Origin of the sequence: Caulobacter sp. AP07, assembly GCF_000281955.1 — a bacterium.
GTDB lineage: Bacteria > Pseudomonadota > Alphaproteobacteria > Caulobacterales > Caulobacteraceae > Caulobacter.
The window spans coordinates 68,420-91,678 of record NZ_AKKF01000205.1 but is presented as its reverse complement, the minus strand read 5'-3'; the positions used below and the strand labels follow the sequence as shown (position 1 = coordinate 91,678).

23 protein-coding genes are annotated in these 23,259 nt (G+C 65.1%); 4 read left to right on the top strand and 19 right to left on the bottom strand.

The genetic code is table 11. From position 1 onward, the window contains the following. Positions 1–379: 379 nt before the first annotated feature. From PMI01_RS18635 to PMI01_RS27220, 3 genes are all read right to left on the bottom strand, one after another. Positions 380–889: a MerR family transcriptional regulator gene (locus PMI01_RS18635; protein WP_157223818.1), complete on the bottom strand. Its 510-nt coding sequence runs from the start codon at positions 887–889 to the stop codon at positions 380–382. 14 nt (positions 890–903) lie between these two features. Further along, on the bottom strand, positions 904–2,751 hold the full coding sequence (locus tag PMI01_RS18630) for a phosphoenolpyruvate carboxykinase (GTP) (RefSeq protein WP_007672444.1): 1,848 nt from the start codon (positions 2,749–2,751) through the stop codon (positions 904–906). A gap of 300 nt (positions 2,752–3,051) precedes the next feature. Continuing rightward, positions 3,052–3,378 (bottom strand): DUF2218 domain-containing protein, encoded by a 327-nt coding sequence (locus tag PMI01_RS27220; protein WP_007672442.1) that lies wholly within the window; start codon positions 3,376–3,378, stop codon positions 3,052–3,054. Between the two features lie 273 nt (positions 3,379–3,651). On the opposite strand from PMI01_RS27220, the gene PMI01_RS18620 reads away from it, so the two are divergent. Beyond that, positions 3,652–4,005: an MmcQ/YjbR family DNA-binding protein gene (locus PMI01_RS18620; protein WP_007672440.1), complete on the top strand. Its 354-nt coding sequence runs from the start codon at positions 3,652–3,654 to the stop codon at positions 4,003–4,005. Here PMI01_RS18620 and PMI01_RS18615 read toward each other — a convergent pair. The 4 genes from PMI01_RS18615 to PMI01_RS18600 all read right to left on the bottom strand — a co-directional run bounded on the left by PMI01_RS18615 (position 4,002) and on the right by PMI01_RS18600 (position 8,714). Further along, on the bottom strand, positions 4,002–4,403 hold the full coding sequence (locus PMI01_RS18615) for a hypothetical protein (protein ID WP_007672438.1): 402 nt from the start codon (positions 4,401–4,403) through the stop codon (positions 4,002–4,004). The two genes, PMI01_RS18620 and PMI01_RS18615, sit on opposite strands and share 4 nt — an antisense overlap. Positions 4,404–4,410: 7 nt before the next feature. Beyond that, entirely contained in the window at positions 4,411–5,235 is an 825-nt protein-coding gene (locus PMI01_RS18610; RefSeq protein ID WP_007672435.1) for a trypsin-like peptidase domain-containing protein, read from the bottom strand. Between the two features lie 95 nt (positions 5,236–5,330). Next, the gene (locus PMI01_RS18605) at positions 5,331–7,544 is read right to left on the bottom strand and encodes a PAS domain-containing hybrid sensor histidine kinase/response regulator (RefSeq protein WP_007672433.1); all 2,214 of its coding nucleotides are present in this window, start codon (positions 7,542–7,544) and stop codon (positions 5,331–5,333) included. A 252-nt stretch (positions 7,545–7,796) separates the two neighbouring features. Continuing rightward, on the bottom strand, positions 7,797–8,714 hold the full coding sequence (locus PMI01_RS18600; protein ID WP_007672431.1) for a LysR family transcriptional regulator: 918 nt from the start codon (positions 8,712–8,714) through the stop codon (positions 7,797–7,799). A 169-nt stretch (positions 8,715–8,883) separates the two neighbouring features. Between PMI01_RS18600 and PMI01_RS18595 the strand changes: the two genes are divergently transcribed. Beyond that, on the top strand, positions 8,884–9,843 hold the full coding sequence (locus PMI01_RS18595; RefSeq protein WP_007672429.1) for an MBL fold metallo-hydrolase: 960 nt from the start codon (positions 8,884–8,886) through the stop codon (positions 9,841–9,843). A 19-nt stretch (positions 9,844–9,862) separates the two neighbouring features. Here PMI01_RS18595 and PMI01_RS18590 read toward each other — a convergent pair whose 3' ends face one another. From PMI01_RS18590 to PMI01_RS18575, 4 genes are all read right to left on the bottom strand, one after another. Then, a complete protein-coding gene (locus PMI01_RS18590; protein WP_007672428.1) occupies positions 9,863–10,396 on the bottom strand; it encodes a hypothetical protein in 534 nt (177 codons plus the stop codon). A gap of 144 nt (positions 10,397–10,540) precedes the next feature. Further along, a complete protein-coding gene (locus PMI01_RS18585; protein WP_007672426.1) occupies positions 10,541–11,821 on the bottom strand; it encodes a type II toxin-antitoxin system HipA family toxin in 1,281 nt (426 codons plus the stop codon). Positions 11,822–11,824: 3 nt separating this feature from the next. Continuing rightward, entirely contained in the window at positions 11,825–12,157 is a 333-nt protein-coding gene (locus PMI01_RS18580) for a helix-turn-helix domain-containing protein (RefSeq protein ID WP_007672424.1), read from the bottom strand. Positions 12,158–12,396: 239 nt separating this feature from the next. Beyond that, complete coding sequence (locus PMI01_RS18575; RefSeq protein ID WP_007672422.1) at positions 12,397–12,651, bottom strand: hypothetical protein; 255 nt, start codon at positions 12,649–12,651, stop codon at positions 12,397–12,399. 210 nt (positions 12,652–12,861) lie between these two features. Between PMI01_RS18575 and PMI01_RS18570 the strand changes: the two genes are divergently transcribed. Further along, positions 12,862–13,824: a C-terminal binding protein gene (locus PMI01_RS18570; RefSeq protein WP_007672420.1), complete on the top strand. Its 963-nt coding sequence runs from the start codon at positions 12,862–12,864 to the stop codon at positions 13,822–13,824. Between the two features lie 51 nt (positions 13,825–13,875). Here the strand turns inward: PMI01_RS18570 and PMI01_RS18565 are convergent, their stop codons facing one another. Continuing rightward, on the bottom strand, positions 13,876–14,340 hold the full coding sequence (locus tag PMI01_RS18565; RefSeq protein WP_007672418.1) for a PaaI family thioesterase: 465 nt from the start codon (positions 14,338–14,340) through the stop codon (positions 13,876–13,878). A 396-nt stretch (positions 14,341–14,736) separates the two neighbouring features. Between PMI01_RS18565 and PMI01_RS18560 the strand changes: the two genes are divergently transcribed. Then, positions 14,737–17,109, top strand: coding sequence for a GTPase domain-containing protein (locus PMI01_RS18560; RefSeq protein ID WP_035037083.1), 2,373 nt, complete (start codon positions 14,737–14,739; stop codon positions 17,107–17,109). Here the strand turns inward: PMI01_RS18560 and PMI01_RS18555 are convergent. From PMI01_RS18555 to PMI01_RS18525, 7 genes are all read right to left on the bottom strand, one after another. Next, entirely contained in the window at positions 17,106–17,702 is a 597-nt protein-coding gene (locus PMI01_RS18555) for an RES family NAD+ phosphorylase (protein ID WP_007672414.1), read from the bottom strand. The two genes, PMI01_RS18560 and PMI01_RS18555, sit on opposite strands and share 4 nt — an antisense overlap. Continuing rightward, positions 17,699–18,436, bottom strand: coding sequence for an antitoxin Xre/MbcA/ParS-like domain-containing protein (locus PMI01_RS27215; RefSeq protein ID WP_007672412.1), 738 nt, complete (start codon positions 18,434–18,436; stop codon positions 17,699–17,701). The genes PMI01_RS18555 and PMI01_RS27215 overlap by 4 nt, the downstream gene beginning before the upstream one ends. A gap of 444 nt (positions 18,437–18,880) precedes the next feature. Beyond that, positions 18,881–19,342, bottom strand: a complete 462-nt coding sequence (locus PMI01_RS27210; RefSeq protein ID WP_157223817.1) for a hypothetical protein — start codon at positions 19,340–19,342, stop codon at positions 18,881–18,883. 127 nt (positions 19,343–19,469) lie between these two features. After that, positions 19,470–20,363, bottom strand: coding sequence for a nucleotidyl transferase AbiEii/AbiGii toxin family protein (locus PMI01_RS18540; protein WP_238537085.1), 894 nt, complete (start codon positions 20,361–20,363; stop codon positions 19,470–19,472). A gap of 43 nt (positions 20,364–20,406) precedes the next feature. Beyond that, the gene (locus PMI01_RS18535) at positions 20,407–21,003 is read right to left on the bottom strand and encodes a hypothetical protein (protein WP_007672403.1); all 597 of its coding nucleotides are present in this window, start codon (positions 21,001–21,003) and stop codon (positions 20,407–20,409) included. Positions 21,004–21,181: 178 nt separating this feature from the next. Next, a complete protein-coding gene (locus tag PMI01_RS18530) occupies positions 21,182–21,532 on the bottom strand; it encodes a hypothetical protein (RefSeq protein WP_238537084.1) in 351 nt (116 codons plus the stop codon). A 59-nt stretch (positions 21,533–21,591) separates the two neighbouring features. After that, the gene (locus PMI01_RS18525) at positions 21,592–23,220 is read right to left on the bottom strand and encodes a long-chain-fatty-acid--CoA ligase (protein WP_007672401.1); all 1,629 of its coding nucleotides are present in this window, start codon (positions 23,218–23,220) and stop codon (positions 21,592–21,594) included. Positions 23,221–23,259: the final 39 nt, after the last annotated feature.

Genomic DNA, 23,259 nt, shown 5'->3' with positions numbered 1-23,259 from the left:
GTCGACCATGGTTCCTCCCGGACTAGGACCGTCGCCGGCCGGCTAATAGACTGAGCCTCGCTTGAGGCCCGCTCGGCCAAGCCAGGTGACCCACGCGCCAGGCCGACGCGCGCTGTTTGTTCCAAGGCGGTCGGGGACCTATCGGGAGGCTTGGGTGGTCCGGCGCGTCCGTGGGCGCCCGGCGATGGATGGCACGACCTGCGCGGTCCGTGCTTCGGTCGCGAGCCGATCCGGCGCGGCGCGCGACGACAGGAATCCCAGCAGCAAATATCCGGCCATGGCCTCCATGCCGATCTCCTCCCTTGTCCCGTCTGTCCCATCAGGCTGCCGCCAATCTATCGGCTTCCCCGCGGGCTGGCCGTCCCCTGAAAGGGGTACGTTAGGGCAGGCGATCGTCCCCGGTTTGCGATGACGCCGTTCGCAGCCAGGCGATCGTCCGGGCCGCGCGCTGCTCTCGGCGGCGAAAATCAGCGATGCGATCGGTCAGGACCTGGGCCAGGAATGTCCTGGCCGCTCCTCTGTCGCGGTCCAAAAGCTCGATAAAGCGTCGGATGTCGTCCAGGCCGACATCGAAATCGCGCAGGGTAAGCGCCACCTCGATCCTGGCCTGGTCGTCCGGGCCATAGAACCTGACGCCGCCTGGACCACGTTCGCACTGGGTGATCCGGCGCTCATCCAGATTGTGCAGGGCCTTGAGCGTGACGCCGTGCCAGCGGGCGACATCGCCGATCATCGCCTTCGTCGCGGGACGGGGGCGACCCTCGACAATGCGCAGAAAAGCCCGCCAGCGCGCCTGGGTGAAGGCGTCCTCGAAGCTCGCGGCGTCGTTGTCGAGATGCGCCTGGTCCGACGCGGCCGAGGCGGCCGCGTCGGGGCGCGAAAGCGGCATGGCGTTCATCGATGTCAGGCGGGCTCCAAGGTCTTCGCGGTCGCCGCCGGCGTCAGGCGGTCTTGCAGGGTCTCGAACTGGCGCCACAGGGCGGGCGGCAGGCGATCGCCGAGCTTGGTGTAGTCGCGCGCGATCAGCGCCGTTTCGGCGCGCCAGATCGCCGGATCGACGGTCAGCAGCAGGTCCAGCTGGGCGTCGCTGAGGTTCAGGCCCGTCAGGTCCAGGCCGTCGCGGGCGGGCAGGCGGCCGATCGGGCTGTCGACGGCGTCGGCCTCGCCTTCCAGGCGGTCAACGATCCACTTCAGCACGCGGCTGTTCTCGCCATAGCCCGGCCAGACGAACTTGCCGCGCTCGTCCTTGCGGAACCAGTTGACGAAATAGATGCGCGGCAGCTTGGCCGGATCGGCGGAGGCGCCGACCTTCAGCCAGTGAGCGAAATAGTCGCCCATGTTGTAGCCGCAGAACGGCAGCATGGCGAAGGGATCGCGGCGCAGCTCGCCGATGCTGTTCTCGGCCGCGGCCGTGCCTTCCGAGGCGACGTTGGAGGCCAGGAACACGCCGTGCTCCCAGTCGAAAGCCTCGGTGACCAGCGGCACGGCCGAGGCGCGGCGGCCGCCGAACAGGATGGCCGAGATCGGCACGCCGGCGGGATCCTCCCACTCGTCGGCGATCACCGGGCACTGGCCGGCGGGCACGGCGAAGCGGGCGTTCGGATGGGCGGCGGGCTCGCCGGACTCCGGCGTCCAGGCGCGGCCCTTCCAGTCGGTCAGGCCCTCGGGCGGGGTCTCGGTCAGGCCTTCCCACCAGACGTCGCCGTCGGCGGTGAGGGCGACGTTGGTGTAGACGCAGTTGGAATGCAGGGTGTCGACGGCGTTGCGGTTGGTCTTGACGCCCGTGCCCGGCGCGACGCCGAAGAAGCCGGCCTCCGGATTGATCGCGTACAGCCGCCCGTCGGCGCCGAACCGCATCCAGCAGATGTCGTCGCCGATCGTCTCGGCCTTCCAGCCCGGCAGGGTGGGTTGCAGCATGGCCATGTTGGTCTTGCCGCACGCGCTGGGGAAGGCGGCGGCCACGTAGCGCACCTTGCCGGCCGGCGAGGTCAGCTTGAGGATCAGCATGTGCTCGGCCAGCCAGCCCTCGTCGCGGGCCATCACCGAGGCGATGCGCAGGGCGTAGCACTTCTTGCCCAGCAGGGCGTTGCCGCCGTAGCCCGACCCGTAGGACCAGATCTCGCGGCTTTCGGGGAAGTGGACGATGTACTTGTCGTCGTTGCACGGCCAGGCCACGTCGGCCTGACCCTCGGCCAGCGGCGCGCCCAGGGTGTGCAGGGCCGGCACGAAGAAGCCGTCCTCGCCCAAGGCGTCCAGCGCCGCCTGGCCCATGCGGGTCATCACCCGCATCGAGACGGCGACATAGGCGCTGTCGGTGATCTCGACGCCCAGGGCGCTGATCGGCGAGCCCACCGGGCCCATCGAGAACGGCACGACATACATCGTGCGGCCCTTCATGCAGCCGTCGAACAGACCGTTGAGCAGGCCGCGCATCTCGGCCGGATCACGCCAGTTGTTGGTCGGGCCAGCGTCGGCCTGGTCCTTGGAGCAGATGAAGGTGCGGCTTTCGACACGGGCGACGTCGCGCGGGTCGGAAGCGGCGTGGAACGAGTTGGGGCGCAGGTCCGGATTGAGGCGCTTGAGCGTGCCGGCGGCGACCAGTTCGTCGGTCAGGGCCATCCATTCCGCGTCGGAGCCGTCGCACCAGTGGACGGCCGTTGGCTTGGTCAGGGCGGCGACCTCGTCGACCCAGGCCAGCAGGCGCGCGTGTTTCGTCAAGGGCGCGTTGGCGCCAAGACCGCTCTTGTTCATTGTGTCAATCCTGCTGCAAGGTGACAAAGCTATTGTTTGTCTTGTCCTCAGAATAACCGCCTGCTTCGGAAGAGAAAGAGCGGTCGAGAAATGATAGCGTTGTCACTAAAGGAAGCGGCCTCGGCCGCCTGTTCTGTGGCCGCGGGTGAGGCGCAAACCATGCAGTTCTATCCGGGGGGAGAACGCTTGTTTGGATATCCGGAAAACTCATCGATACGATAATTGCAGAGTAAAGGTCTTCGCCATCGGGGCCGCGGGTCGCGCTTGAGACGACGCGCCCGGCGAGGGGTCCGTCTGTCGCTAGGGGTAGAAGATCGGATAGGTCGCCGGCCCGGCGTCGGCTTCGGTCCAGACGAATTTCAGCGCGCCGTCCGGCTGGGCGACGCGCTGGATATGGGCTTCGACGCGCCTCTCCAGTTCATCGGCGCCCTGGGGTTCGCAGCGCAGCACGATATCCAGGGCGTCCACGTCGGCGGCGACGCTCATCTCGACGCTCGACCTTCGATCGAAGTCGATGCGGCCGCGGCTTTGGTCGAAGCGGGCGGGGAACTGCTCGCTCCAATCTTCGCACGCCTGCTGGAGATAGCGGCTGGCGTGACGCGTCAGGGCGCGGCCGGTGATCTGCAAGGCGCTCTCCATGAGGTCTTCACGGTGATCGCTAGACGCCGGCGGGCCCCTTTCACATACCCTGGCAGAGGGACGCGACCTGGCGGATCGTGTCCGATCGCGCCGCGCGGCTCCGCCGGGCGGGCGTCGTCGGACTTGGAGAAAGCCAACCGTCTGGGCGATCGGTTGGGCGAGCGCCATGGCGATCAGCGCGTGGCGACAGGGGTCGCGTCGCATCTTGAGTCTTGAGACAAATGTGGCATTGAGCGGGTTCGCGCAGGACGGATCGACGCAATGACGGCAGACGAGTTTCGCCTTCTGGCGCTGAGCCTGCCGCAGGTGCGCTACGCGACCAATCTCGGGGCGGTCAACTTCCTGATCGGCGACAGGGTCTTCGCGACGCTGGGCGGACCCGATCCGGCCCTGGCCACCTTGAAACTGTCGCCCGTCCATCAGACCAAGGCGGTGCGGTCGGCCCCTTCGGCCTTCTTCCCGCAACCGGGCGGAGCCGGCGCCCGGGGGGTCACCTGTGTGCGGCTGTCGAACGCCGATCCCGACCTTCTGCGTCCAGTTCTTCTGGACGCTCTGGCGCGCGCCAGCCAAACTCCGATCCCTTCCGCGCCAGGCCGACGGCCAGCCAACGCCTAGACGGACCCGGTCGGCTCGCCGGCGCCGGAAGACGGGTCGGGGTCGGCCGGGGCGTCCTGGGCCGCCCTCTGTCGGCGGGCCGTCTCGATGGCGTCCATGAACTGATGCAGATCGACCCCGCGCTGGGTCATCTGAAGGCCGCCCTCCAGCCTGTAGTGCAGATCGCCGTCCTGTTCCCAGATCGAGGCGATGCGGTCGGGATTGATCACCGTGCCGTCCCCATGCAGCCAAAGGCTCGGGATCAGTTTGGCCATCTGGTCGGCCGAATGCTCGACCTCGAAGGTCGAGCTGTCGCTGGCCAGCAGCACGACCGCGCCCCAGGGCGAGGATTGGGCCGCCACGACGTCCTCGGGGCGAACGGCGACTCGGCCGCCGGCGGCCAGGCGCAGCACGATCATCGAAACCTCATGGGGCGGCAGGGCGGGGGTTGGCCGATCCGGCGCCGACTTGCGCGGATCGAACAGGAATCACGCTGACGCCCGGCGGCGCGCGTTCCAGCGCCCACAGCAGCGGCGCGAGCGGCGCGGCGATCGAGGCTTCGATCTGGACTTCCGCGCGGCGGCCCTCATCCACGTTGACTTGGAACTGGGCGGGGAACCTGTGGGTGGTGATCCCGAGCAGGGTCATGGTCTCGTCGGTCATGTCCAGCACCGGCCCGCCGGAGAAGCCTTCCACGCAGGCGGGCAGGAAGGTCGGCATCCAGGACCTGATGCGCCAGGGCAGGGGAACGACCCTGACGCCCCGCAGGGTGGTCGGCGTCATCGCGCCGCCGGGGAAGCCCTGGAACAGCACCCAGCCCGTCGGCTGGAGTTTCGCCGCTTGCGTGGACGGCGGCGGCGCCTGGACGTTGATCGTGTCGGGCAGCTTGACGTTCTTGGTCCACATGGCCGTGGCGGTCGAGAACCTTGGCGTGTCACCCCACTCTCCAGGCCGCAGTTCGATGGCCGCGCAATCGGGGACGAAGCCGTCGACGCTGATGGCGACCACGCTTCGCGTCGCATCGAACGCCAGCACGCTCCCGCCCCCCAGCGACATGGAGATCAGGTCGTTGGCGCCGGTGAAGTCGTACTCGCGGTCCTCGACATTGTGCCGACAGGTGACGAGCCAGATCCGCCCCTGATGCTCGACGCAGAACCCCGTGCCTTCGTACTGACCGCCGCTCCTCATCGTGAAGCTCAGCTTCACCGAGATCGGCGGCAGGTCGATCAGATGGTTGGTGTCGAACGCCATGGGCGAGGATTGTCCGTGGATCGTGGCGGTCCTGTCTGTTCCTCGCAGCCCTTGGAATCCTTGACAAGCCGATGATCGGCGACGTTCGGCCGCGATCAGGCCTCGGCGCGGATTGATCTTTCGACCTGGCCCGGACTCAGGGCCAGGTCGATCCCCATCAGCAGGCGTTCGGGGGTGATCGGCTTGGAGATGTGATGCTCCGCGCCGGCCGCGATCGCCAAGGCGCGGTGCTCGTCCATGGCGTTGGCCGTGAACATCGCGATGGGCGTGGGCGAGCAGCCCAAGGCCTTCTCCCGGGCACGGATCGCGCGCGTGGCGGCCAAGCCGTCCATCAGGGGCATCTGCATGTCCATCAGGACCAGGTCGAACCGGCCGGGCTGGAAGATATCGACCGCCTCCTGGCCGTTGTTGACGATGGTCAGCTCGACGCCCGTCGACTCCAGGATCAACTGCACCACCCGCTGGTTGGTGGGGTGGTCCTCGGCGAGCAGGATCCTGGTCGTCGCGAAGACGGAAATCGACGGCGCGGTTTCGCCAGGAATTCCGGCATTGGCGCCTTGGCGCGGGAGGGCGGCGATCGTCATGGACCGCGCCAGGGGAATCTCCACCGTGAAGATGCTGCCGACGCCTGGCCAGGAGCGCGCGGTGATCTGGCCCTGCATCAACTCGACGAGCGCCTTGCAGATCGCCAGTCCCAGACCCGTTCCGCCAAATTGCCGTGAAATCGATCCATCCGCCTGGACAAACCGATTGAACAACTGATCGGCGACCTGGGCGTCGAAGCCGATCCCAGAGTCGCGGACCTCGATCCTGATCACCGACGGCGCACTGGCCTGGTCGGGATCGGTGACCGCGACCTTGATCGCGACGTCGCCGCGCGCGGTGAACTTGATGGCGTTGGACGCCAGGTTGGAAATGATCTGCCGGATCCGCACCGCGTCGCCCTCGAAGACGCCCCGGGCAGCGTCGGCGTATTCGACGCGGAGCACCACGCCCTTTTCGTCGGCGGGGGCCCGCATCAAGGACGCCGCAGCGTCGACCTCCTCGCGAAGATCGAAGGCCGAGATCTGCAGCTGGAAATTCCCCGCCTCGATCTTGGCCTGGTCGAGGATGTCCGACAGCATCCGCTCGAGCACCTGCCCGGAAGACTGGATCAGGGACACCATCTCCCGCTGCCCGGACGACAGCGCCGTACGGGCCAGCGCGCCGGCGATCCCGATCACGCCATTGAGCGGGGTGCGGATCTCGTGGCTCATATTGGCGACGAACACGTTCTTGGCGCTGTTGGCGTTCTGGGCCAGGTCGCGGGCGGCCTCGAGATCGTGCTCCAACGCCTTGCGCGCCGAAATATCGATGGTCGTGCCGACGATCTTCCAGGGGTCTCCGCTGGCTGTTCGCGAAATCACCCGGGCGCGCGACAGCACCCATTTGTACGCGCCGTTCTTGCAGCGCATCCGAAGCTCGGAGGTGGTGTGGGGCGCATCGCCCCTGAAGTGCGCGGCATAGTCCTCGGCCAGCGCGGCCTGGTCGTCGGGATGGACGAAGGCGCGCCAGTCGATCTGGCCGCCGACCTCGCCCGGCCCATAGCCCAGCATCGCCGACCAGGCTGGACTGGCATGGAACGTGTCGGCGACGAGGTCGGACTCGAAGAGACCGTCGCCCGAGGCCTCGATCGCCACCGACAGTTTTCGCTCAAGATCGCCGATCGCGACCTGGCGATTGGCCAACTCATGCAAGACAGCGTTGTGATCCAAGGAGAACCGCCTGGCCGATAGGACGGTCATGCTCAGCAGGGCCGGTACGATCAGGATCCGCCAGTCGAGGCCATAGGCCAGGGCCGGACCGATGACCGAGGCCATGACCGCCGGGAAAAGCGTGGCCAGCAGAAGCCGACGATTGGCGTTGAAATGGATGAATGTGGTCAGCACCGATCCGCTGAACCAGGTCGCGGCGATGGCCACCCCGATCGATCCGCCGTCCATCAGGCCAAGCAGGGTCACGCATTGGTAGAGGCCCGCGCCGACCATGTTGGTGGTCGCGAAGGCGGCCGACGCACGCGGTTCCAGGAGCTTGGTGACGAACCGGTCCAACCGCGGCGCGAGGACCAACTCCCAGGCGAGGATCGTCGAGATCCAGGCGAGCACCGCTGGCCAAGGCGCGATGAGGAGCGACAGCCCCGCATAGAGGACGGCGAACGCGATCCGGTCGAACGCGCCACGCCGCGCCAGCTCGATCGAGGTGCGCACGTCGAAGGGCGCGGCGGTCGCGATCTTGTCGCCAAGACGGCGTTTTTGAGCGGCGAGAAGCATCAGGCCTCTCCCAAGCCCGTCGTCTGGGCAAGGCGGGATCGAACGCGGAATGTGGCCTGGAGCCTTCCCATGAGCCGAGACTAGGCCCGCAGGGCGGCGGGTCTGGTTAATCTGGTCCCTGTCAAATCGTCGCAACGCCGGGTGTCCGCGCCGCGCGGGCCGAGGCATGGGGCCCAGGCCAATCGGAGGCCAAGGCCTTGGGCGTGGGCCGTCGCCGAGCCTGTCAGGACAGCTTCGACGCCGGGCTCGACGTCACGATGTCGAGCCGTTGGCGCGGCGTTTTTCGAATTGGGCCAGAAGATTGGCGAACGCATTGGCCGCGACGGGGCGAAACCGCGCCGCTGGAAACACCGCGTCAATGCCGCCCGACGGCAGGGACCAGGCCGGCAGCACGTGGGTCAGCCGACCTTGCGCCAGATCCTCGGCGACGGTGTAGTCGGGAAGGATGGCAAGACCCGCCCCCGCCCGCGCCGCCGAATGAACCACCGGTGTCGCATCGACGACCAGGCTCGGGCGAACCTGGACGACCAGGGAAACCCCGTCCGCGTCGGTGAACCGCCAGCGTCGCGGATCGGGCAAGGCCGGATTGACGACGAAGGGTAGGGCGGCGAGGTCTTCCGGGCCCTGAAGGTCTCGGACCTGCTGGGCGAACGCGGGACCGCACACCAAGATCTGGCGAAAGCTTCCGACCCGCCGGGCCTGAAGGCGGGAGTCCGACAGCCAGCCGACGTGAATGGCCATGTCGATCCGGGCCGCGCCCATGTCCAGCGTGCGATCGCTGAGCTGGAGATCCACCTCGCACGCCGGATATCGACGGACGAATTCGGCGAGCGCGGGCGCCACCACGGCCGCGCCATAGTCGAACGGCGCGGTCAGCCGCAACATGCCCGCCGGCGTCCGCGCCGCCTGGGCCAGTTCGCCGAAGGCCTCCTCGGAGTCCCGCAGGATGGCTGCGCACCGGGCGTGAAAGGTCCGCCCGGCCTCGGTGGGGCGCAGGCTTCTCGATGTGCGCAGGAGAAGGGTCGCGCCGACCTCCTGCTCCAGCTTGGCGATGTGCTGGCTGACAACGGCCTTGGTCAGGCCAAGCCGTTCAGCGGCCGCGGTGAAGGATCCGGCGTCGACCACGGTGACGAAGTAGATCAGCCGGTTGAGGTTGCGAGAGAGGGTCATGCGTCATCGTAAATCGGGATCGTTTGGTTTTTCCATACGATGCATCAACGTATCTGGCCTGCTCAGGTCGTTGGATCCTTGCCATATCGGCCAGCGTCAGAGGCGCCGTCGCTCCATCCCTCGCGAGCTCGAGGGCCTCGGCCGCATCCAGACCCAAGGAGAACTGAGCATGCTCAAGACGATGCTGGCGGTGGCGGCGATGTCGATCGCCGCGCTGGGCGCGGGGGCGACCCAGGCGGCGGGAACCGGACGCCTGGACATCGAGGTCTACAATCCCGGCGCCGACGGGGTCTTTCCGGTCTCGTCGGAAATCATCTCCGGCAAGACCGAAGTCATCCTGATCGACGCCCAGTTCCAACGTCGCGACGCCGAGGCGCTGGTCTCGAAAATCCGGGCGAGCGGCAAGACCCTCACCGCCGTCTACATCAGCCAAAGCGACCCGGACTACTATTTCGGCCTGGACACGATCATCGCCGCCTTCCCCGGCGCGAAGGTGCTGGCCACGCCCCAGACAGTGGCGCAGATCAAGGCCACCAAGGACGGCAAGCTGGCCTACTGGGGGCCGGTCCTGAAGGATCAGGCGCCCAAGACGATCATCGTGCCGCAGCCGCTGGAGACCGACACCTTGAAGGTCGACGGCGAGGCGCTGCGCATCATGGGACTGGATGGCCCCGCGCCCGACCGCACCTATGTCTGGGTCCCCTCCCGCAAGGCCGTGGTCGGCGGCGTGCTGGTGGCGGCCAACGGTCATGTGTGGATGGCCGACACTCAGACGGTCGCCTCGCGCGGCCACTGGCTCGACAGCCTGGATCATATACTGGCGCTGAAGCCCAGCATGGTGGTGCCGGGCCACTACCTGCCCAACCCCGACGGCTCCCAGCCCTTTACGGTGAAATCCGTCGCCTTCACGCGCGACTACCTGAAGGCTTTCGAAATCGAGGCGGCCAAGGCCCCGGATTCCGTCGCCCTGATCGCCGCCATGAAGGCCCGCTATCCGGACCTCCCCCGGGACGGCTCGCTGGAACTGACCGCCAAGGTCATCAAGGGCGAGATGAAGTGGCCGGCGGAAGACCCCAAGGGCGCGGCTCCCGCCAGCAAGACCGTCGAGGCCGAGCCTCACAGTCCATGACCGCCGGCAAGCCGGCGGGCTACCAGCCCTGCTTGGTCGGCCGCATGCCGGCCAGGGGCAAGGTCGGGTCGCCCGCGGCTTGACGTTCACGGTAGCGGTCGTGGGCGGCCCGTCCAGCGGCCGAGAGCTCAAGCATCGCCGGGGCGTCGGCCGGCGGCGCCAACAGCCCTAGCTTCACCAGCGGATTGATCGCGACCGGCGGAAAGGCCCGGGCGCCGTCTCGACGGTTCTCAAGGACCCAGCGGGGGCGGCCGTCATCGTCGATGATGGCGAGCAGCCGAACCGGGCCGCGCCGGGGCCCGGCGGCCAGGTAGCTGAGCGCGTCGCGGCCGCGTGGCGGGATGAGCTCCCAGTCGCGGTCAGGCGCGCCGACATCGTCGGGGGTGTCGCGCCCGCGCTTGAAGGCGCGCTCCAGGGCGTTGGCGATCGCGCCGATGGTGTTTTGCGGCAGGCCGGCGTTCTTGGCGGCGCGGTCGGCGCGAATGAGGCGCCGCGCCTCTTCGCGAAATTCCGCCTTCAGGGCGCTAGTCACCGGCGCGGCGCGTTTGGTCATGATGGCTCTGTCGAATCGGCGCGCCTGGCGGGCGGAGCGCCGACGCCAAGCGATCTTGCGTGGCCTCGAGGCGTTCGACCAGCAGATTGAGGCTGGCCTGTTCGCCGACGGACGTTGCGGAGAAGGGCGGGGCCGTCGGCTCGACTAGCGCCGCGACCTGCGAGGCGGGGCCGCCAGGGGCCTAGCGCCGACCGCCTTGTCGAGGTCTTCATGCTGGAAGGCGCTTTCCATCCGTTCGATCTGCGCGGCGGAGAGGCCGTTTCGGCTCGCGGCGGCGCGCCAATCGGAGACGGCCGCTCCAACCTCTCCGGCGATGGCGACGGCCTGGGCGTGGGTCAGGCCAAAGGCGGGCGCCACCGACAGGGCGGTGTCGAGCGAGGCGTCGTCGTCGGTCTCGTTGAGGGCCAGGGCGTGGATGCGGGGTTTGACGTCGGCGGGCATCGGATTGAGATCATAGGCCGGCGAGAGGCGCCAGCCGCGGGCGTCGCGCAGATAGCCGTGGTTGCGCAAATGATCGTCGGTGTTGGAGATCAGGATGTTGAACACCATCCGTCGCCAGAGCTGGGCGGCGTCGCGGTCCGCCTCCGCGCCGGCCTGGCGCAGGATATCGACCAGTTCCAGATAGCTGCGGCTTTGGCCGTCGGCGGCGCTCAGCGCGGTCAGGGCCGACATGAAGGCCACGCGCCGGCCGCCCGGCTCGCGGTCGAACCGGCGCATCATGAAGACCGGCCGCCTGGCCACGGTTTCCAGACGCCACGGAGGGACCTCGATCCCGGCGCGGCCGGCCAGGTCCATCGCGGTCGCCTCCCAGCGCGGGATCGGCCAGTCATCGGTCTGGCTGGGGAATTTGGCGATCAGCAAGGCGCCGTCGCCGTCGCGCACCGAGGCCTTGGGCCGAGCCCCGCCGAGCGAGCTGCCGGGCGCCAGCAGCAGCCGCAGATCATCGTCGCTCTCCTTGTCGGCGATGACCTTGCCGGCCGCGCTCAGAAGCCTGGGCAAGGCCACCAGCGGCGGGACCGGGCGATCGGTCTGACTGAGAAAGGCCGCCTCGCCCACGTCGCGAAAGCGCAGGGCCCCCATGCGGGTTTCGTCCTCGACCAGGGCCAGGCAGTCGGCGTCCAGCAAGGCGCGTGGCGCGCGGCCCTCGGCCTTGGCCAAGCGGCGTTCGCGCCGGGTCATCAGATTGCGGCCCCAGCGGTCGGGCGCGCAGTCGGTAAAGGCGTTGAAGAGGCCGCCGGCCCACTGGTGCTGGCCGGACGCGAGGGGGAGATTGGGGTCCAAGGCGAAGGCGTCGGGCCGGCCCAGCCAACCGCGATCATATTCGAACGAGGCGCTTTCGCGCGCGCCGCGGGCCCGCGCCCACAGACGGCCGATCGCCAGGGTCTCGCCGTCCCAGTCCAGATAAACTTCCAGGTCGCGGTCCACGCCCTAGTTCGATCCGGTCTTGGGCGTGCGCGCCCGTCGGGGCAGGCGCTCGGCCTCCAGGGTTTGACCAACCTGATCCTTCATGGGGTCGGCCAGGGTCTTCAGTCCGTCGGCGAGGCCCAGGACGAACAGCACCGTGGCGTAGATCCCCAGCGCGACGCCTGGATCGCCGCGTTCGACGCGTGTGATGGTGTTGCGGCCCACGAAGGCGCGCTCGGCGACCAGGGCGATGGTGAGGTTGCGCCGCCGTCGGGCCGTCGAGATATCATCGCCCAACTGGCGCAGAGCGCGCTGGACGGCCAGGGGGAGGGCGGTCTGGGCGCGAGAAGCTTTCATGTTTGTACCATAAAGCGCGCATAGAGTGCTATTGCGCACTATTTATGGCGCAATTTCTCAAAGATCAAGATGGGTGAAGATTCTGGCGCCCGAAAAAGAATGCACTAAGTCTCTTAATGCGCCTTTTATGGTGCATCACTTGTATGGCGCGACGACCCTTGGCGACCGGTGGGCGGAGTGGTCGCGTCTATGTTCTTCGACGGCGGTGGCTTGTTTCCAAGGTCGCGGCGAGGCGGGATCTAGGTCGCGAGCGGATCGAGCCACAGGAAGCACGCCGGCCAAACCTCCACCGAAGGGACGCACGGAGCGGAGGCCTGCTCGAAGCGCGCCAGAACGCGCTCGAGCGTGGTGCGCTTGACCGGCCTGCCGTCGCGAAGCTTGCGCCAGGTGGTTTCGCTGACGCCGTAGAGTTCCATCATCCATTTGCGCGTCGTGGCGGGCATGCGGCGCCTCAGTTGGTTGAACAGTTCAGCGTCGAGGGTGGCCAGATCCATGGGAGTCTCTCTAGCAACGGGAGACGGGCGATTTCCGCCGGTTCCGTCAAACCCCAAATACCCCGAGCTTGGGACCCTGCTTCCGGCCCGCCTTGGCCCGGCTGATTAGCGCCTGGTCGCAATCCCGGGGACGCGAGCCTGAGGCGCTTTTGCGGCGACTCGCGCTGGGGGCCATAAACCCCCATCGTCCACTCACGGGGAGCATCGGTCATGGCGCTGGTCCTGCAGACAGATTTCGCCTGGGCCGACGACAGCGTCGAGCGCTCGGTCATCGAGCAGGCTGGCCACGTCCTGGTCAGCGGACCGTCAACGCCGATGGCGGCCGCGTGGATCGAGGACTTCGTCGCTCGCCACGATCCCCAGGCTATCATGACCTGTTGGGGCGAGGTGACCGCGCGAGCGATCGCGGGTCCGACGGACCTGCGCATCGTGCAACGGATCGGCGTCGGCCTGGACAATATCGCGGTCGCCTCGGCGACGCTGCGCGGGGCCTGGGTGGCCAACGTCCCTGACTATTGCGTGGGAGAAGTCTCCGATCATGCTGTCGGACTGCTCCTGGCCTGGGCTCGAGGCATCGTCGCGTTCGATCGGGAGGCCAAGCTGGGAGGGTGGAATCCCGCCAGCGCCCGATTGCGCCGGGTGTCCGACCTGACGGTGGGCCTGGTCGGATATGGCCGCATCGGCCGCGCGACCGCCAGCAAGTTGCGGGCCTTCGGGTGTCGGCTGCTGGTCAACGCGCCATCGGCAAGGACCGACGACCTGGTGTGTGCGACCTTGCTCGAGGACTTGCTCGCCCAAAGCGACGTGGTGATCCTGCACGCGCCGCTCACGTCCCAAACCCATCATCTGATTGACGCGCGGCGTTTGAGCGGCATGCGGCCCGGCGCCTTCCTGATCAATGTCAGCCGCGGGCCGATGGTCGACAATCAGGCTCTGCTCGACGCGCTCGAAAGCGGTCGCCTTTCGGGCGCGGGGCTCGATGTGATCGAGGGCGAGCCGGCGCCGCCTCGGGCGCTGATGGAACGCCCGGATGTCGTGATCACCCCGCACGTGGCCTTTTCGTCGGAGGCGTCCCTGATCGAGTTGCGTCGTCGCGCGGCCGAAGAGGTCGTTCGGGTTCTGGCGGGTCATGCGCCAAGGCACGCCTGCAATCGTCCAGACCTTCGGTCGTGATCGTCAGACTGGGCGACCTCGCTTCCGCCGGACCCTTTGAAGCCGCTGCGCTTATCGTTCGAACACCAGCAGGGTCGAGGTCGCCGTGGCGTAGATCCGCCCTCTGGCGTCCTTGATCGTCGCCTCGGCGAAGGCGGCGCGGCGGCCGAAGGTCACCACCTTGCCTTCGGCTCGCACCGGCCCTGTCTTGTCGGTCAGGGGCCGGTGATAGGCGACCTTCAGTTCCAGGGTCGTGTAGCCCTGCTTGGCGCTGAGCTTGGAGTGCGCCGCGCAGCCGCAGGCGGAGTCGAGCAAGGTGGCCGCATAGCCGCCGTGCACCGTGCCGATCGGGTTGTAGGCGTGGCGGCCGGGCAGGCCCTCGAACGTCGCCCAGCCGTCGCCAGCCTCGGTCAGCGAGAACTCCAGGGTGTCGCCGATCGGCGGGCGGCCGCCGGCGGCGATCATCGCCTGCAGTTGCTCCAGGCCGGTGACGCCCGGTGCGATCTGGTCGGCCGGGGTGGTCTTGGGAACGGTCATGGGAGGACTCCAGATCAAGGCGGCGGTTCGGCAAGCGCGGTTGCGGAAGTTTGATCATGTATTGCTGGCGGCGGTACGTCGCTCCACTCACCGTGTGACGCATGCAGGCTGACAGCCTTGGTCGCGCATGGCGCTCGGTCGCCATTGCGCCGCGCCCCTTTTTCGTTCCGCAGGAGAAGCGCGCCCACGAAGATCGTCCTTGGGCGGTCGGAAATTTGACAATTCATCAACCCAGGGGCGTTGCTCGGCGCGGATACCGCTGCCAAGGTGTATTCATTGGACCGGTGCCGCGACAGCGGAGGGGAGCCGAGCCCGGGGGGGAAATGGATCATCAAGCCTTGGCGGCGCCGGCGTGCGCCTTGCCGTACGGGATCGCGCCGGAAGGTGTTTGGGCCCATGAAAGATCTCTTCGCGCTGTTCGATAACTTGCCGCAATTGAACTTCGATCGCATCGGAGGGCGATTGGAATACACGCGACCAAGCCTCAAGCGCCCTGCCTATCTGAAGCGAAATCTGAAGGACCGCGCCAATAGTCCGCATGTTGGCGCTACGCTCAAACCGCTCTTCGACTACATTCTCGAAGGCACCGGGAAGCTGAAGTACGGCATTACGACCGATGCCCAGTGGCGTCGTCATATGCGCTTCGCGACCGATCGTCTGCCGATGGCCCCTGATGGGACCTACGACCGCATCGGTACCCCGCCGCCCAATGACGACATCATCAATTGGGATGCTGACTCTGCCTCGACCTGGTTCCTCGACCGCCTGCTGCCGAGGCTCCGGACGGGCTCCTATCCTCGAACCTTTGTGATCGGGGATCCAGGGGCAGGGAAGTCGACCCTTATAAAGTATCTTCTGAACATACATCATTCTAAGATTCGCGATAAATATATTATATTCAGTAGGTTTGAATATCTAAAATTCAAGGAAAGCTGGCTTAACATTGATGATATCGATGGGTCGCTCGATGAATATTTTTCATACATCATGCTTCGTGATGCGATTTTGTTCTTTTCATATGATCGTGATGGCGGTGATCATCCGCGCCTGAGATCGTCCAGCCTTTTCAGCGACGCCTCTATGGAGGATTTGATGTTGAGCGCGGTGCTCGCGCTCAATCGCGTGGGCCGGGACCCCGTGGTTCTTGCCGAGGAAGCACGTCAGTGGCTTGAGATTCTGCGAGACAGCCTCGGCGCGCGCAAAATCGACACCGCGGCGCTCGCTCTCATCCCCCATGAGGTGCGGGCTAGTCTACTGTCACGGCTTAATTACCATCGTGGTCGCAAACTGGCGGGTGAGGACATCGCCAAGTTTTGCTTGATCATGGATGGTCTCGACGCGATCTCGATCGAAGATTTTTTCTTCGAGGGCGATCAGCATATTATTCTGCGTCGGATTCTGGAGCGTAAATCCAGTCTGACAAATTTCATGATTTCCGGAAGGCGAATTAGCGTCGCTTCGGCGCCAATGTTCGTCATGCGTGGCAACACGTTCCAGCATTATCTCGATGACCGACAGATCAAGCTGGCGGAAACGATGGTGGCTCTGGTCGAGCCCATCGATCCGGAGGTCGCCATTCACAATGCGGTCCTGCGCGCGTCGGACGCCTGGGCGCGCGCCCAACGACATCGCCTGTCCCAGGCGGAGATCGATCGGGAGCAAGCCGCGTTGATCCGGGATTTTACGCGCGGCATCGCCCTGATCATGGCGACGATCAGTCATGCGGGGAAGATCAAGGGCGGGCATCGCGCCGCCTATAGAATTTTTGGAAATAATATCCGCACGGCCATGGAGTTCATCCATAAAATATTTCTTATGTTCGTCGATGAATTCGGCGCGCGAAGTGATTGGAATGAAGTCGATACGCCTGAGAAATTTTTGAGAGCGCTTCAGACCGACCAGGGCGGTCTTGTTGTTCGGCAGCGACGCTATCGCTTGGTGGAGCTGTTGTTATTTTCTTATCTGCCGTGGTTTGAAACGGCGATTATTCCACGCTCTGGATCGTCGCGTTCGGGTAGCGAAGAGGGTCGATACAGGGACAACCCGCAGTTCACGGGTATACTAGATAACATTTTCAACTATACGACAATTCAGCATAGAAATGAGTCTGATCTGCATTGCTTCCTCGAGAAGGTAAGAATTATTCAGTCTATCACCCAATGGCGCCTCGATATGCAAGAGGAACTCGGCAAGGGGGGAGGCGCTGATGATCTCTTCCCCTCGGAAGAGGCCATTCGAAGGAAGATGAAGGCTTTGACGGGCTATAGGCCCAATGAGCTTCGTATCGCTTTGAACGTCTTGTTGCGCTCGGAGATGATCGTCGTTCACGTCGCCGGCGACGGTGAGCGAGGCTATGGCGTAACCAACCTTGGACAGGCGGTGGTGGACGGGTTCTGCCGCAGTCTCAGCTACATTGAGCATGTCTTCCATACGACGTTGTTCCCTCGGCCGCTCGTCGAAGGTCTCGTGGATTTCAAGCGCGAAAGCAGTGTCGAACGCTGGACAGCCGCTTCAATCCGCAACGCCTTCATCTGGCTGACCTATTTGCGGTTTGTGGAGGGTAACAAGGCGGGCGGCACGGAGGTGCCAGGCGGTCTGCGTCTGTGGGACGAAACAAACAAGAATGTCCGGGTCAGCATTACGCGGATGTTCAGTCGCCGTCGGCGATTGGATCACATCCTGGTTCGGCAGGGCGCGGTGGGGCGCCGAGCTGTCTTGATGATCAACCGAACCATGGACGAGTGGAGACGGCGGGGGCTCATCAGCTAGGGCCTGGCGATAGGGGCGCGAAGAACCTGGATCTTCAGGAGCTCCAGAGCGGGGGTGAGGGCTCTGAGATTGATCAGGGGGTGCACTGGCCCGGCGTGAAGCTTTGTCGCCGCCCGATCATACACGCAAACGCAGTTCATCTTGGTGAGGCGCGACGTGTAGAGAATGGCGTCGACTCGGGGCGCCTGCTCATAGATGGCGCGGCTTACGCGGCGCCCCGCAGCCTGATTTTTGGCCAACAGGGCGTCCGTGCGCAGCCCCAGATGATGGGGCGCCAGTTTGCGAAGATCCAGGATATTGAGAGCCTCGCGACTTTCGACCTCGGTGGCCCCCCAGGTTTCGATGTCTTCCTCCGTCAGGCGACGTTGGGCCTTCTCGACAAACCGATCGCGAATAATGGTCTCGGCGACCCCCGTTACGAGCTGGGGCGCTATGTAGAGCACCTTGAACGTGTCGTCCGGACAGGCCAGGCGCGTCTTGCCAAAGCCCATTCCCAGCGGCGTCGCGGCGTGCGCTAACGGCGTCACCCTCAGGTGGGACTTGAGGTGCGAGCGCTTGGAATGCTGTCGAACGATATCCGGGTCGATCTTCACGGCTGGCCATAGTCCTCCCGCGCCAAGCCCGCCACGCGCGCTCGGTCGCCCGTTTTCAGGTTCTCGATCGGTCGAGGCGGCTTGCTCGCCTTGGCCGGCGTGGTCGCGAGTCCCGGATGAGGCGTGATCAGCCAAAGCCAGGCCGTGCGGCCATCTCCAATGATCGCCAGGATGTCGGCGAGGCCTGGAATGGGGCGCGCGTCGATGAACTGTTCCAGTGGAAAGACGTGCTTGCGCACGCCGGTCAGCAGGCCGATGACTGCGCCTTGTTGTTGCCAGGCATGCAGGGTCGAGCGAGCGATGCCCAACTGGCTCTTCAGAGCGCTCGGGCCCGCCACGGGGCCGGCCCAGTCCTCGATCGCCACAGGTTCCGCATAGGCTCGCAGGCGCTTGCGTCCATGCTTGGTCGACAACAATTCGCCCAAGCCCTCGCCCTCCATGGTCTCTGGCGGCGCTTCTTCCTGAGCGGTCTCGGCTAGCCGCTCAAGCGCTGCGATGAGTGCTGCTTCCACGCGGCGTTGAAAGCCGTGATTGCGTGCCAGCAGCCGTTGAATGCTTGGGGACAGACGCACCGTGATGTCCGACACCGCGGCGGCGGCCTTGCCGGCAGTCTCAACGACCTTGCGATCGGACTGCGGGTTCTCCTGGCCAAGGATTTGGATCATGGCGCTCACCGTCGGGCCGGCAAGGGCAGGATGAGCTCCCCCGAGCCGTTGGTCGCCATTAGCCGTCATGGATCGTTCCTTCTTCACCCGCGCAATGTCCATATCGTACAGAATGTACTAAATGTCCATATCGAACTGTGGTTAAACGGCAACACCTGAAAATCGTTCCCGCGCGTTTGTCGTTCTGGGTTCCCAGGGATGGCTTGAGCGTGAAGGAGCAAGATGAAGAGAGTTGGACGGTCCGTCGCGGCGGCCGAAGGTCGCCATTCTGCCTTCAGCCCGCACCGGCCCTGTCTTGTCGGTCAGGCCCTGCAGGCGGTCCATGTAATGCCGCAGCGTCCAGGCCTTGCCGTCCGCACCACAGGCGGCTGGGTTAATCGCTCAGGCTGATCCGCTAGGCGTTGGGAAAGGAGTCGCAAACACGACTCGCAGGGTTTGGAGTCAGCGAAAAATCGCTACCGGTCAGGCTCGAAATTTGTTGCGTCTAACTATTGTTATCGGAAATTGATCAACTTAGTTGACCTTATCGCCCTTGGCTTTTCTGAGCAGTTGTCCCACCAGTGCTTTCGCCTTGTCGGGATTTTGAATCAGGTCCTCGATCTCCGCACGGCGTTCAGGCGGCAGGCGCTCCATCCAATCCTCGCCGCGCATGTCGAAATGCAGCGAGACGTGCACATTGTGGCCGGTCTGCTGAACATGTCTTTCAGCCCAGACCTTGGCGTTGTGCCGTATTCCGTCATGGCAGTCCTGGCACTCCGCCTTCTGGGCCATCAGCGCTTCGGTGCAGGTGAAACGCGCATTAACAGGCGCCGATGGAACATCGGCGGCCTCCATCGCTTCGCCAACCAGTCGGACAATTTCAGCCTCCAGAGATCGGCCCGATGCTCGGCTCTTTTCCTGGAGGAAGGCCTCAAGCCGAGGATGAAGCTTCACTGACTTCACTGGCCAGTCGGCCACGGGAATGTCGCTCGCCATCGGTCGCACCCCTCAGCCGGATATCACCGCCCATGAGGATGGACCCGAGTCGTCGAATTTCGAAATGGCTGTCCGCCAAGGCCCATCCCCAGCCTTCCCGAGCCACGCGCCCTAGGCGCGCGCTGCCTCACAGCCGCGGCGCCCATTGAGTGATGGTGGCTAGAATTTCCTCGAACGGCGGCTGACCTTGGTAATAGAGGGCGCTGGAGCGGGCGTAGGCGGCCTTCAATTCGTCGCGAACGGCTTCGTCGGGCAGGACGAAGGCGGGGTTGACCCTCAGGTCCGGCTCATCGGCCCTGGGAAAGCGCTTGGCCTTGTGGGCGACATAAGCCTTGGTCCCAACGAAGGCCTGGACCTCGTCGAGTTGCAACAAGCTGTGGACGTCGTAGTAGTGACGCATGAAATTGGGCGGGAAATCCCCAGTTTCCTGGCGCCGCCGGTACTTGGTTGAAATGGCCTGCAGCTTCTCGACCAGGGTGTGTCCGGGCGAGTAGCAGGCGACGTCCTTGGCGCGATTGTCGATCACCTCCACGCCCTGGCCTACGGCGAAGTCGTAGGCCCACGAGCTGATGGTCCTGGGTGCGTTCGGTGTGACGTCGTCGAACCCAACCTCTAGGAGGATACCGGTCTTGATCCCGGCGATCGGTGCGCCGACCGTGGGGTAGAGCAGCCGGACGCCGCCGCTGAAATAGCGCTCGTTGTCGAACTCGTGGTCGCGCTCGACTGCGATCAGGCCATCGATGATGATGGTCTCGGCGAGCCGATCGTAGAACGCCTTGCGGCTTTCGACGTGGGCCTCCTTCGTGTGGTTCTTGCCCGTGAACACCTTTGCATCCTCGGGCGGCTCGATCCGCAGGTCGATGTCTTCCGAAAAGCGGTGGATCACGCCAAAGCCCTTGGACAGCGATGTCCCGCCCTTCAGCTCAAAGCGTAGGTCCTGCTGCTGCAAGCCCCACAGGCAATGCATGATCCAGTAGTCCTTCTCGACCAGGGTCACGTCCACGCCGCGGTTACTGGCCACGATACGCAACAGGTCGGGAAAGTCGGCTCGACGGTGGAGCAACTCAGCGGGCATGTTGGGCCAGTGGTTCGGCCAGCGCCTTTTCGAAAAACTTGCGCGTCCTGACCGACCCGTAGTCCTTGGCCGCGCGCGCCAGGCGCTTGGCGTCCAGGTTCGAGGCCTTCTGGCTTACCCTCGACAGCACCTGGTTCTGATCCTCCCCGAGCGTCGCTAAGTTGTTCACTAGGTCGATCAGCAGGAATTCCTGACTGACCTTGGTTGGGAAATCCGGCTTGACCCGAAACTCGAACGGCCGGCCGGCTAGGGTGAACTTCCCATGGCGCTTACGATTGTAAACGACGGTCTTGTTGTGGAGCTGCGTCGTGCCCACGCCCAGGCCGTTGTAGACGTTGGGCGATGTCATCAGAAACCGATCGTCCTTCAGGAAGCCGGCCACGAGCTTGTGGTCCTCGGCCGGCGCCGGTCCGAACGCGGTCTGTCGAGGCACATAGTAGAGGCCGCTGGCGGCTTTGCGCAGGGCCCCCTCCCCGACCAGTTCCTTGATGTGGCGATCGACGGCCGCGGACCACTTAGCCAGGTCGGCGCGCCGATACACACTTCCGGGGCGTAGCCGCTTTTTGAGTTTGCCGAGCGCGTCCATGGTCTGAACCTAGGTTGCCTTACGACCATTTACAACGAAACTCATTGAAAATTCATGCACACTTCATCATTCATGTCCAGAAAACATAATTTATAACAGCCTATTAGAGGGTGGCATGACGAAGCCTACCGGCCATGGCGATGATGTCCGGGTCCGGTGCGGGCGGTCGCGAAAGGCCTCATTCCTTAGTCGATGGCGTCGCCGACGAGAAGGGCGTGTCCAGGTGATAGCGCGTTCGAACCACCACCACCTCCACGCCGCTCTCGACCAGAGCGGAAGGAATAGAGACCGGCGGCGTCGCGCCCTCCCCCGGGGCGGTGTCGTTCGCCGCCGCACACCACTTGACCTTCTGGGTCGCGCCGGTCGTCGCAACGACGCAGGCCGGGATCTTGAGGCCGTGCGTATCATAGAGCGCCAGGCTCGCCTTGGCGCCGGCGAAGATGTCGCTCATGTCGTCGGCGGAAAGGCTCTCGCTCTGGCCCATCAGGTCGGCGGTGACGACAGCGACGTTGCTCAGTTTCCGGGCCACGGTCAGGCCCTGGCCGACTTCCACCGTGCCGACATAGAGCAGAAGCAGGCTGGGCAGGATCAGGGCGAACTCGACTGCGGCGAGCGGATAATCCGCTCCCGGAGCAGCTTCTTGTCGATCTTCCCCGTGGCGCCAAGCGGGATGTCGTCGACAAAAACCACATCGTCGGGGGTCCACCACTTTGCGATCTTGCCGTCCAGGAACTGGAGGAACTCATCGCGGGTGGCCGTCTCGCCGTCTTTCAGCTTCACCAGGAGGACAGGCCGCTCGTCCCATTTGGGGTGAGCCACCCCGATCACTGCCGCCAGTTCGGACTTGGGATGCCCCGCGGCGATGTTCTCGATCTCGATGGAGGAAATCCATTCCCCGCCCGACTTGATGACGTCCTTGGCCCGATCCGTGATCTGCATGAACCCGTGCTCGTCGAGGGTGGCCACGTCGCCGGTATCGAAAAACCCCCGCGCATCGAGGACGCGTCCGCCCTCGCCTCTGTAGTACTCACCGGCGATGCAGGGGCCTCTGATTTTCAGCCGACCGAAGGTGGCGCCATCGTGAGGCAGATCGTTTTCATCGTCATCGACCAGGGCCAGTTCGATCCCGATTGGGGCTCGCCCTTGCTTGAGCTGATAGCGCAGCCTGTCATCCGGGCTCATGGCGGCGATGGCCGGATTGGGCGTGGCGAGCGTGCCAAGCGGCGAGGTCTCGGTCATGCCCCAGGAATGAGTGACCTCGACCCCGTAGTCGTCACGGAAGGCTCTTACGATGGCTTCAGGCACGGCGGCGCCGCCAATCACCACCCGCTGAAGGCGCGTGAGCTTGCCGTTTGTTCGCCGCAGGTGGTTGAGCAACATCTGCCATACGGTAGGCACCGCGGCCGAGAAGGTGACCCCCTCGGTCTCGATCAGCTCATGGACGGATGCGCCGTCCAGCTTGGGTCCGGGCATGACCAGTTTGGCGCCAACCGCCGGGGCCGAAAAGGCCAGCCCCCACGCGTTGGCGTGGAACATCGGGACGATCGGCAGCACCACGTCGGTGGCGCGCAGACTCAGGACGTCCGCCCCCAGAGTGATCAGGGTTTGGATGAAGTTGGAGCGGTGGGAATAGAGCACGCCCTTGGGATTGCCCGTCGTGCCCGAGGTGTAGCAAAGCCCTGCGGCCGTGTTCTCGTCGAACCCGCCCCAGGGAATGTCGGACGAGGCATTCTCGATCAAGGTCTCATAGGCCAACGCGCCGGGGAGGGTGTCGCCGACATGGCCCTCATCGGTCAGGACGATGAAGCGCTCGACGGTGGGCATCTTGTCGCGATGCTCAAGCAGCATTGGCAGGAAGGTCAGATCGGTGAAGATGATCCGGTCTTCGGCGTGGTTGACGATGTAGCAGAGCTGTTCGGGAAACAGCCGGGGATTGAGGGTGTGACAGACCGCGCCGATCCCCATGATCCCGTACCAAGTCTCAAGGTGTCGCGCGGAGTTCCAAGCCAGTGTCGCCACCCTGTCGCCCGCCTCCACGCCAAGCTCGAGCAAGGCGTTGGAGACACGCTTGGCGCGTTCATGGACCTCGGAATAGGTGGTGCGGACGATAGGCCCTTCAACCGAACGGCTGACGATCTCGACGCCGCCGTGCCAAGTCTTGGCGTGGTCCAGGATCTTGTCGAGCGTGAGGGGCCACGCTTGCATCAAGCCGTGCATGCGACTGCTCTCCATAGTTCAGTTTCAGTGATCGAGCCC

Excerpts from the sequence above, each read along its gene's own strand:
- PMI01_RS18560 (WP_035037083.1), top strand. The coding sequence starts at position 14,737 with ATGAAAGATCTCTTCGCGCTGTTCGATAACTTGCCGCAATTGAACTTC.
- PMI01_RS18590 (WP_007672428.1), bottom strand. The coding sequence starts at position 10,396 with ATGACCAAACGCGCCGCGCCGGTGACTAGCGCCCTGAAGGCGGAATTT.
- PMI01_RS18635 (WP_157223818.1), bottom strand. The coding sequence starts at position 889 with ATGCCGCTTTCGCGCCCCGACGCGGCCGCCTCGGCCGCGTCGGACCAG.
- PMI01_RS18600 (WP_007672431.1), bottom strand. The coding sequence starts at position 8,714 with ATGACCCTCTCTCGCAACCTCAACCGGCTGATCTACTTCGTCACCGTG.
- PMI01_RS18605 (WP_007672433.1), bottom strand. The coding sequence starts at position 7,544 with ATGCTTCTCGCCGCTCAAAAACGCCGTCTTGGCGACAAGATCGCGACC.
- PMI01_RS18610 (WP_007672435.1), bottom strand. The coding sequence starts at position 5,235 with ATGGCGTTCGACACCAACCATCTGATCGACCTGCCGCCGATCTCGGTG.
- PMI01_RS27215 (WP_007672412.1), bottom strand. The coding sequence starts at position 18,436 with ATGACGGCTAATGGCGACCAACGGCTCGGGGGAGCTCATCCTGCCCTT.
- PMI01_RS18570 (WP_007672420.1), top strand. The coding sequence starts at position 12,862 with ATGGCGCTGGTCCTGCAGACAGATTTCGCCTGGGCCGACGACAGCGTC.
- PMI01_RS18620 (WP_007672440.1), top strand. The coding sequence starts at position 3,652 with ATGACGGCAGACGAGTTTCGCCTTCTGGCGCTGAGCCTGCCGCAGGTG.
- PMI01_RS27210 (WP_157223817.1), bottom strand. The coding sequence starts at position 19,342 with ATGGCGAGCGACATTCCCGTGGCCGACTGGCCAGTGAAGTCAGTGAAG.
- PMI01_RS18535 (WP_007672403.1), bottom strand. The coding sequence starts at position 21,003 with ATGGACGCGCTCGGCAAACTCAAAAAGCGGCTACGCCCCGGAAGTGTG.
- PMI01_RS18565 (WP_007672418.1), bottom strand. The coding sequence starts at position 14,340 with ATGACCGTTCCCAAGACCACCCCGGCCGACCAGATCGCACCGGGCGTC.
- PMI01_RS18615 (WP_007672438.1), bottom strand. The coding sequence starts at position 4,403 with ATGATCGTGCTGCGCCTGGCCGCCGGCGGCCGAGTCGCCGTTCGCCCC.
- PMI01_RS18525 (WP_007672401.1), bottom strand. The coding sequence starts at position 23,220 with ATGCACGGCTTGATGCAAGCGTGGCCCCTCACGCTCGACAAGATCCTG.
- PMI01_RS18575 (WP_007672422.1), bottom strand. The coding sequence starts at position 12,651 with ATGGATCTGGCCACCCTCGACGCTGAACTGTTCAACCAACTGAGGCGC.
- PMI01_RS18580 (WP_007672424.1), bottom strand. The coding sequence starts at position 12,157 with ATGAAAGCTTCTCGCGCCCAGACCGCCCTCCCCCTGGCCGTCCAGCGC.
- PMI01_RS18595 (WP_007672429.1), top strand. The coding sequence starts at position 8,884 with ATGCTCAAGACGATGCTGGCGGTGGCGGCGATGTCGATCGCCGCGCTG.
- PMI01_RS18630 (WP_007672444.1), bottom strand. The coding sequence starts at position 2,751 with ATGAACAAGAGCGGTCTTGGCGCCAACGCGCCCTTGACGAAACACGCG.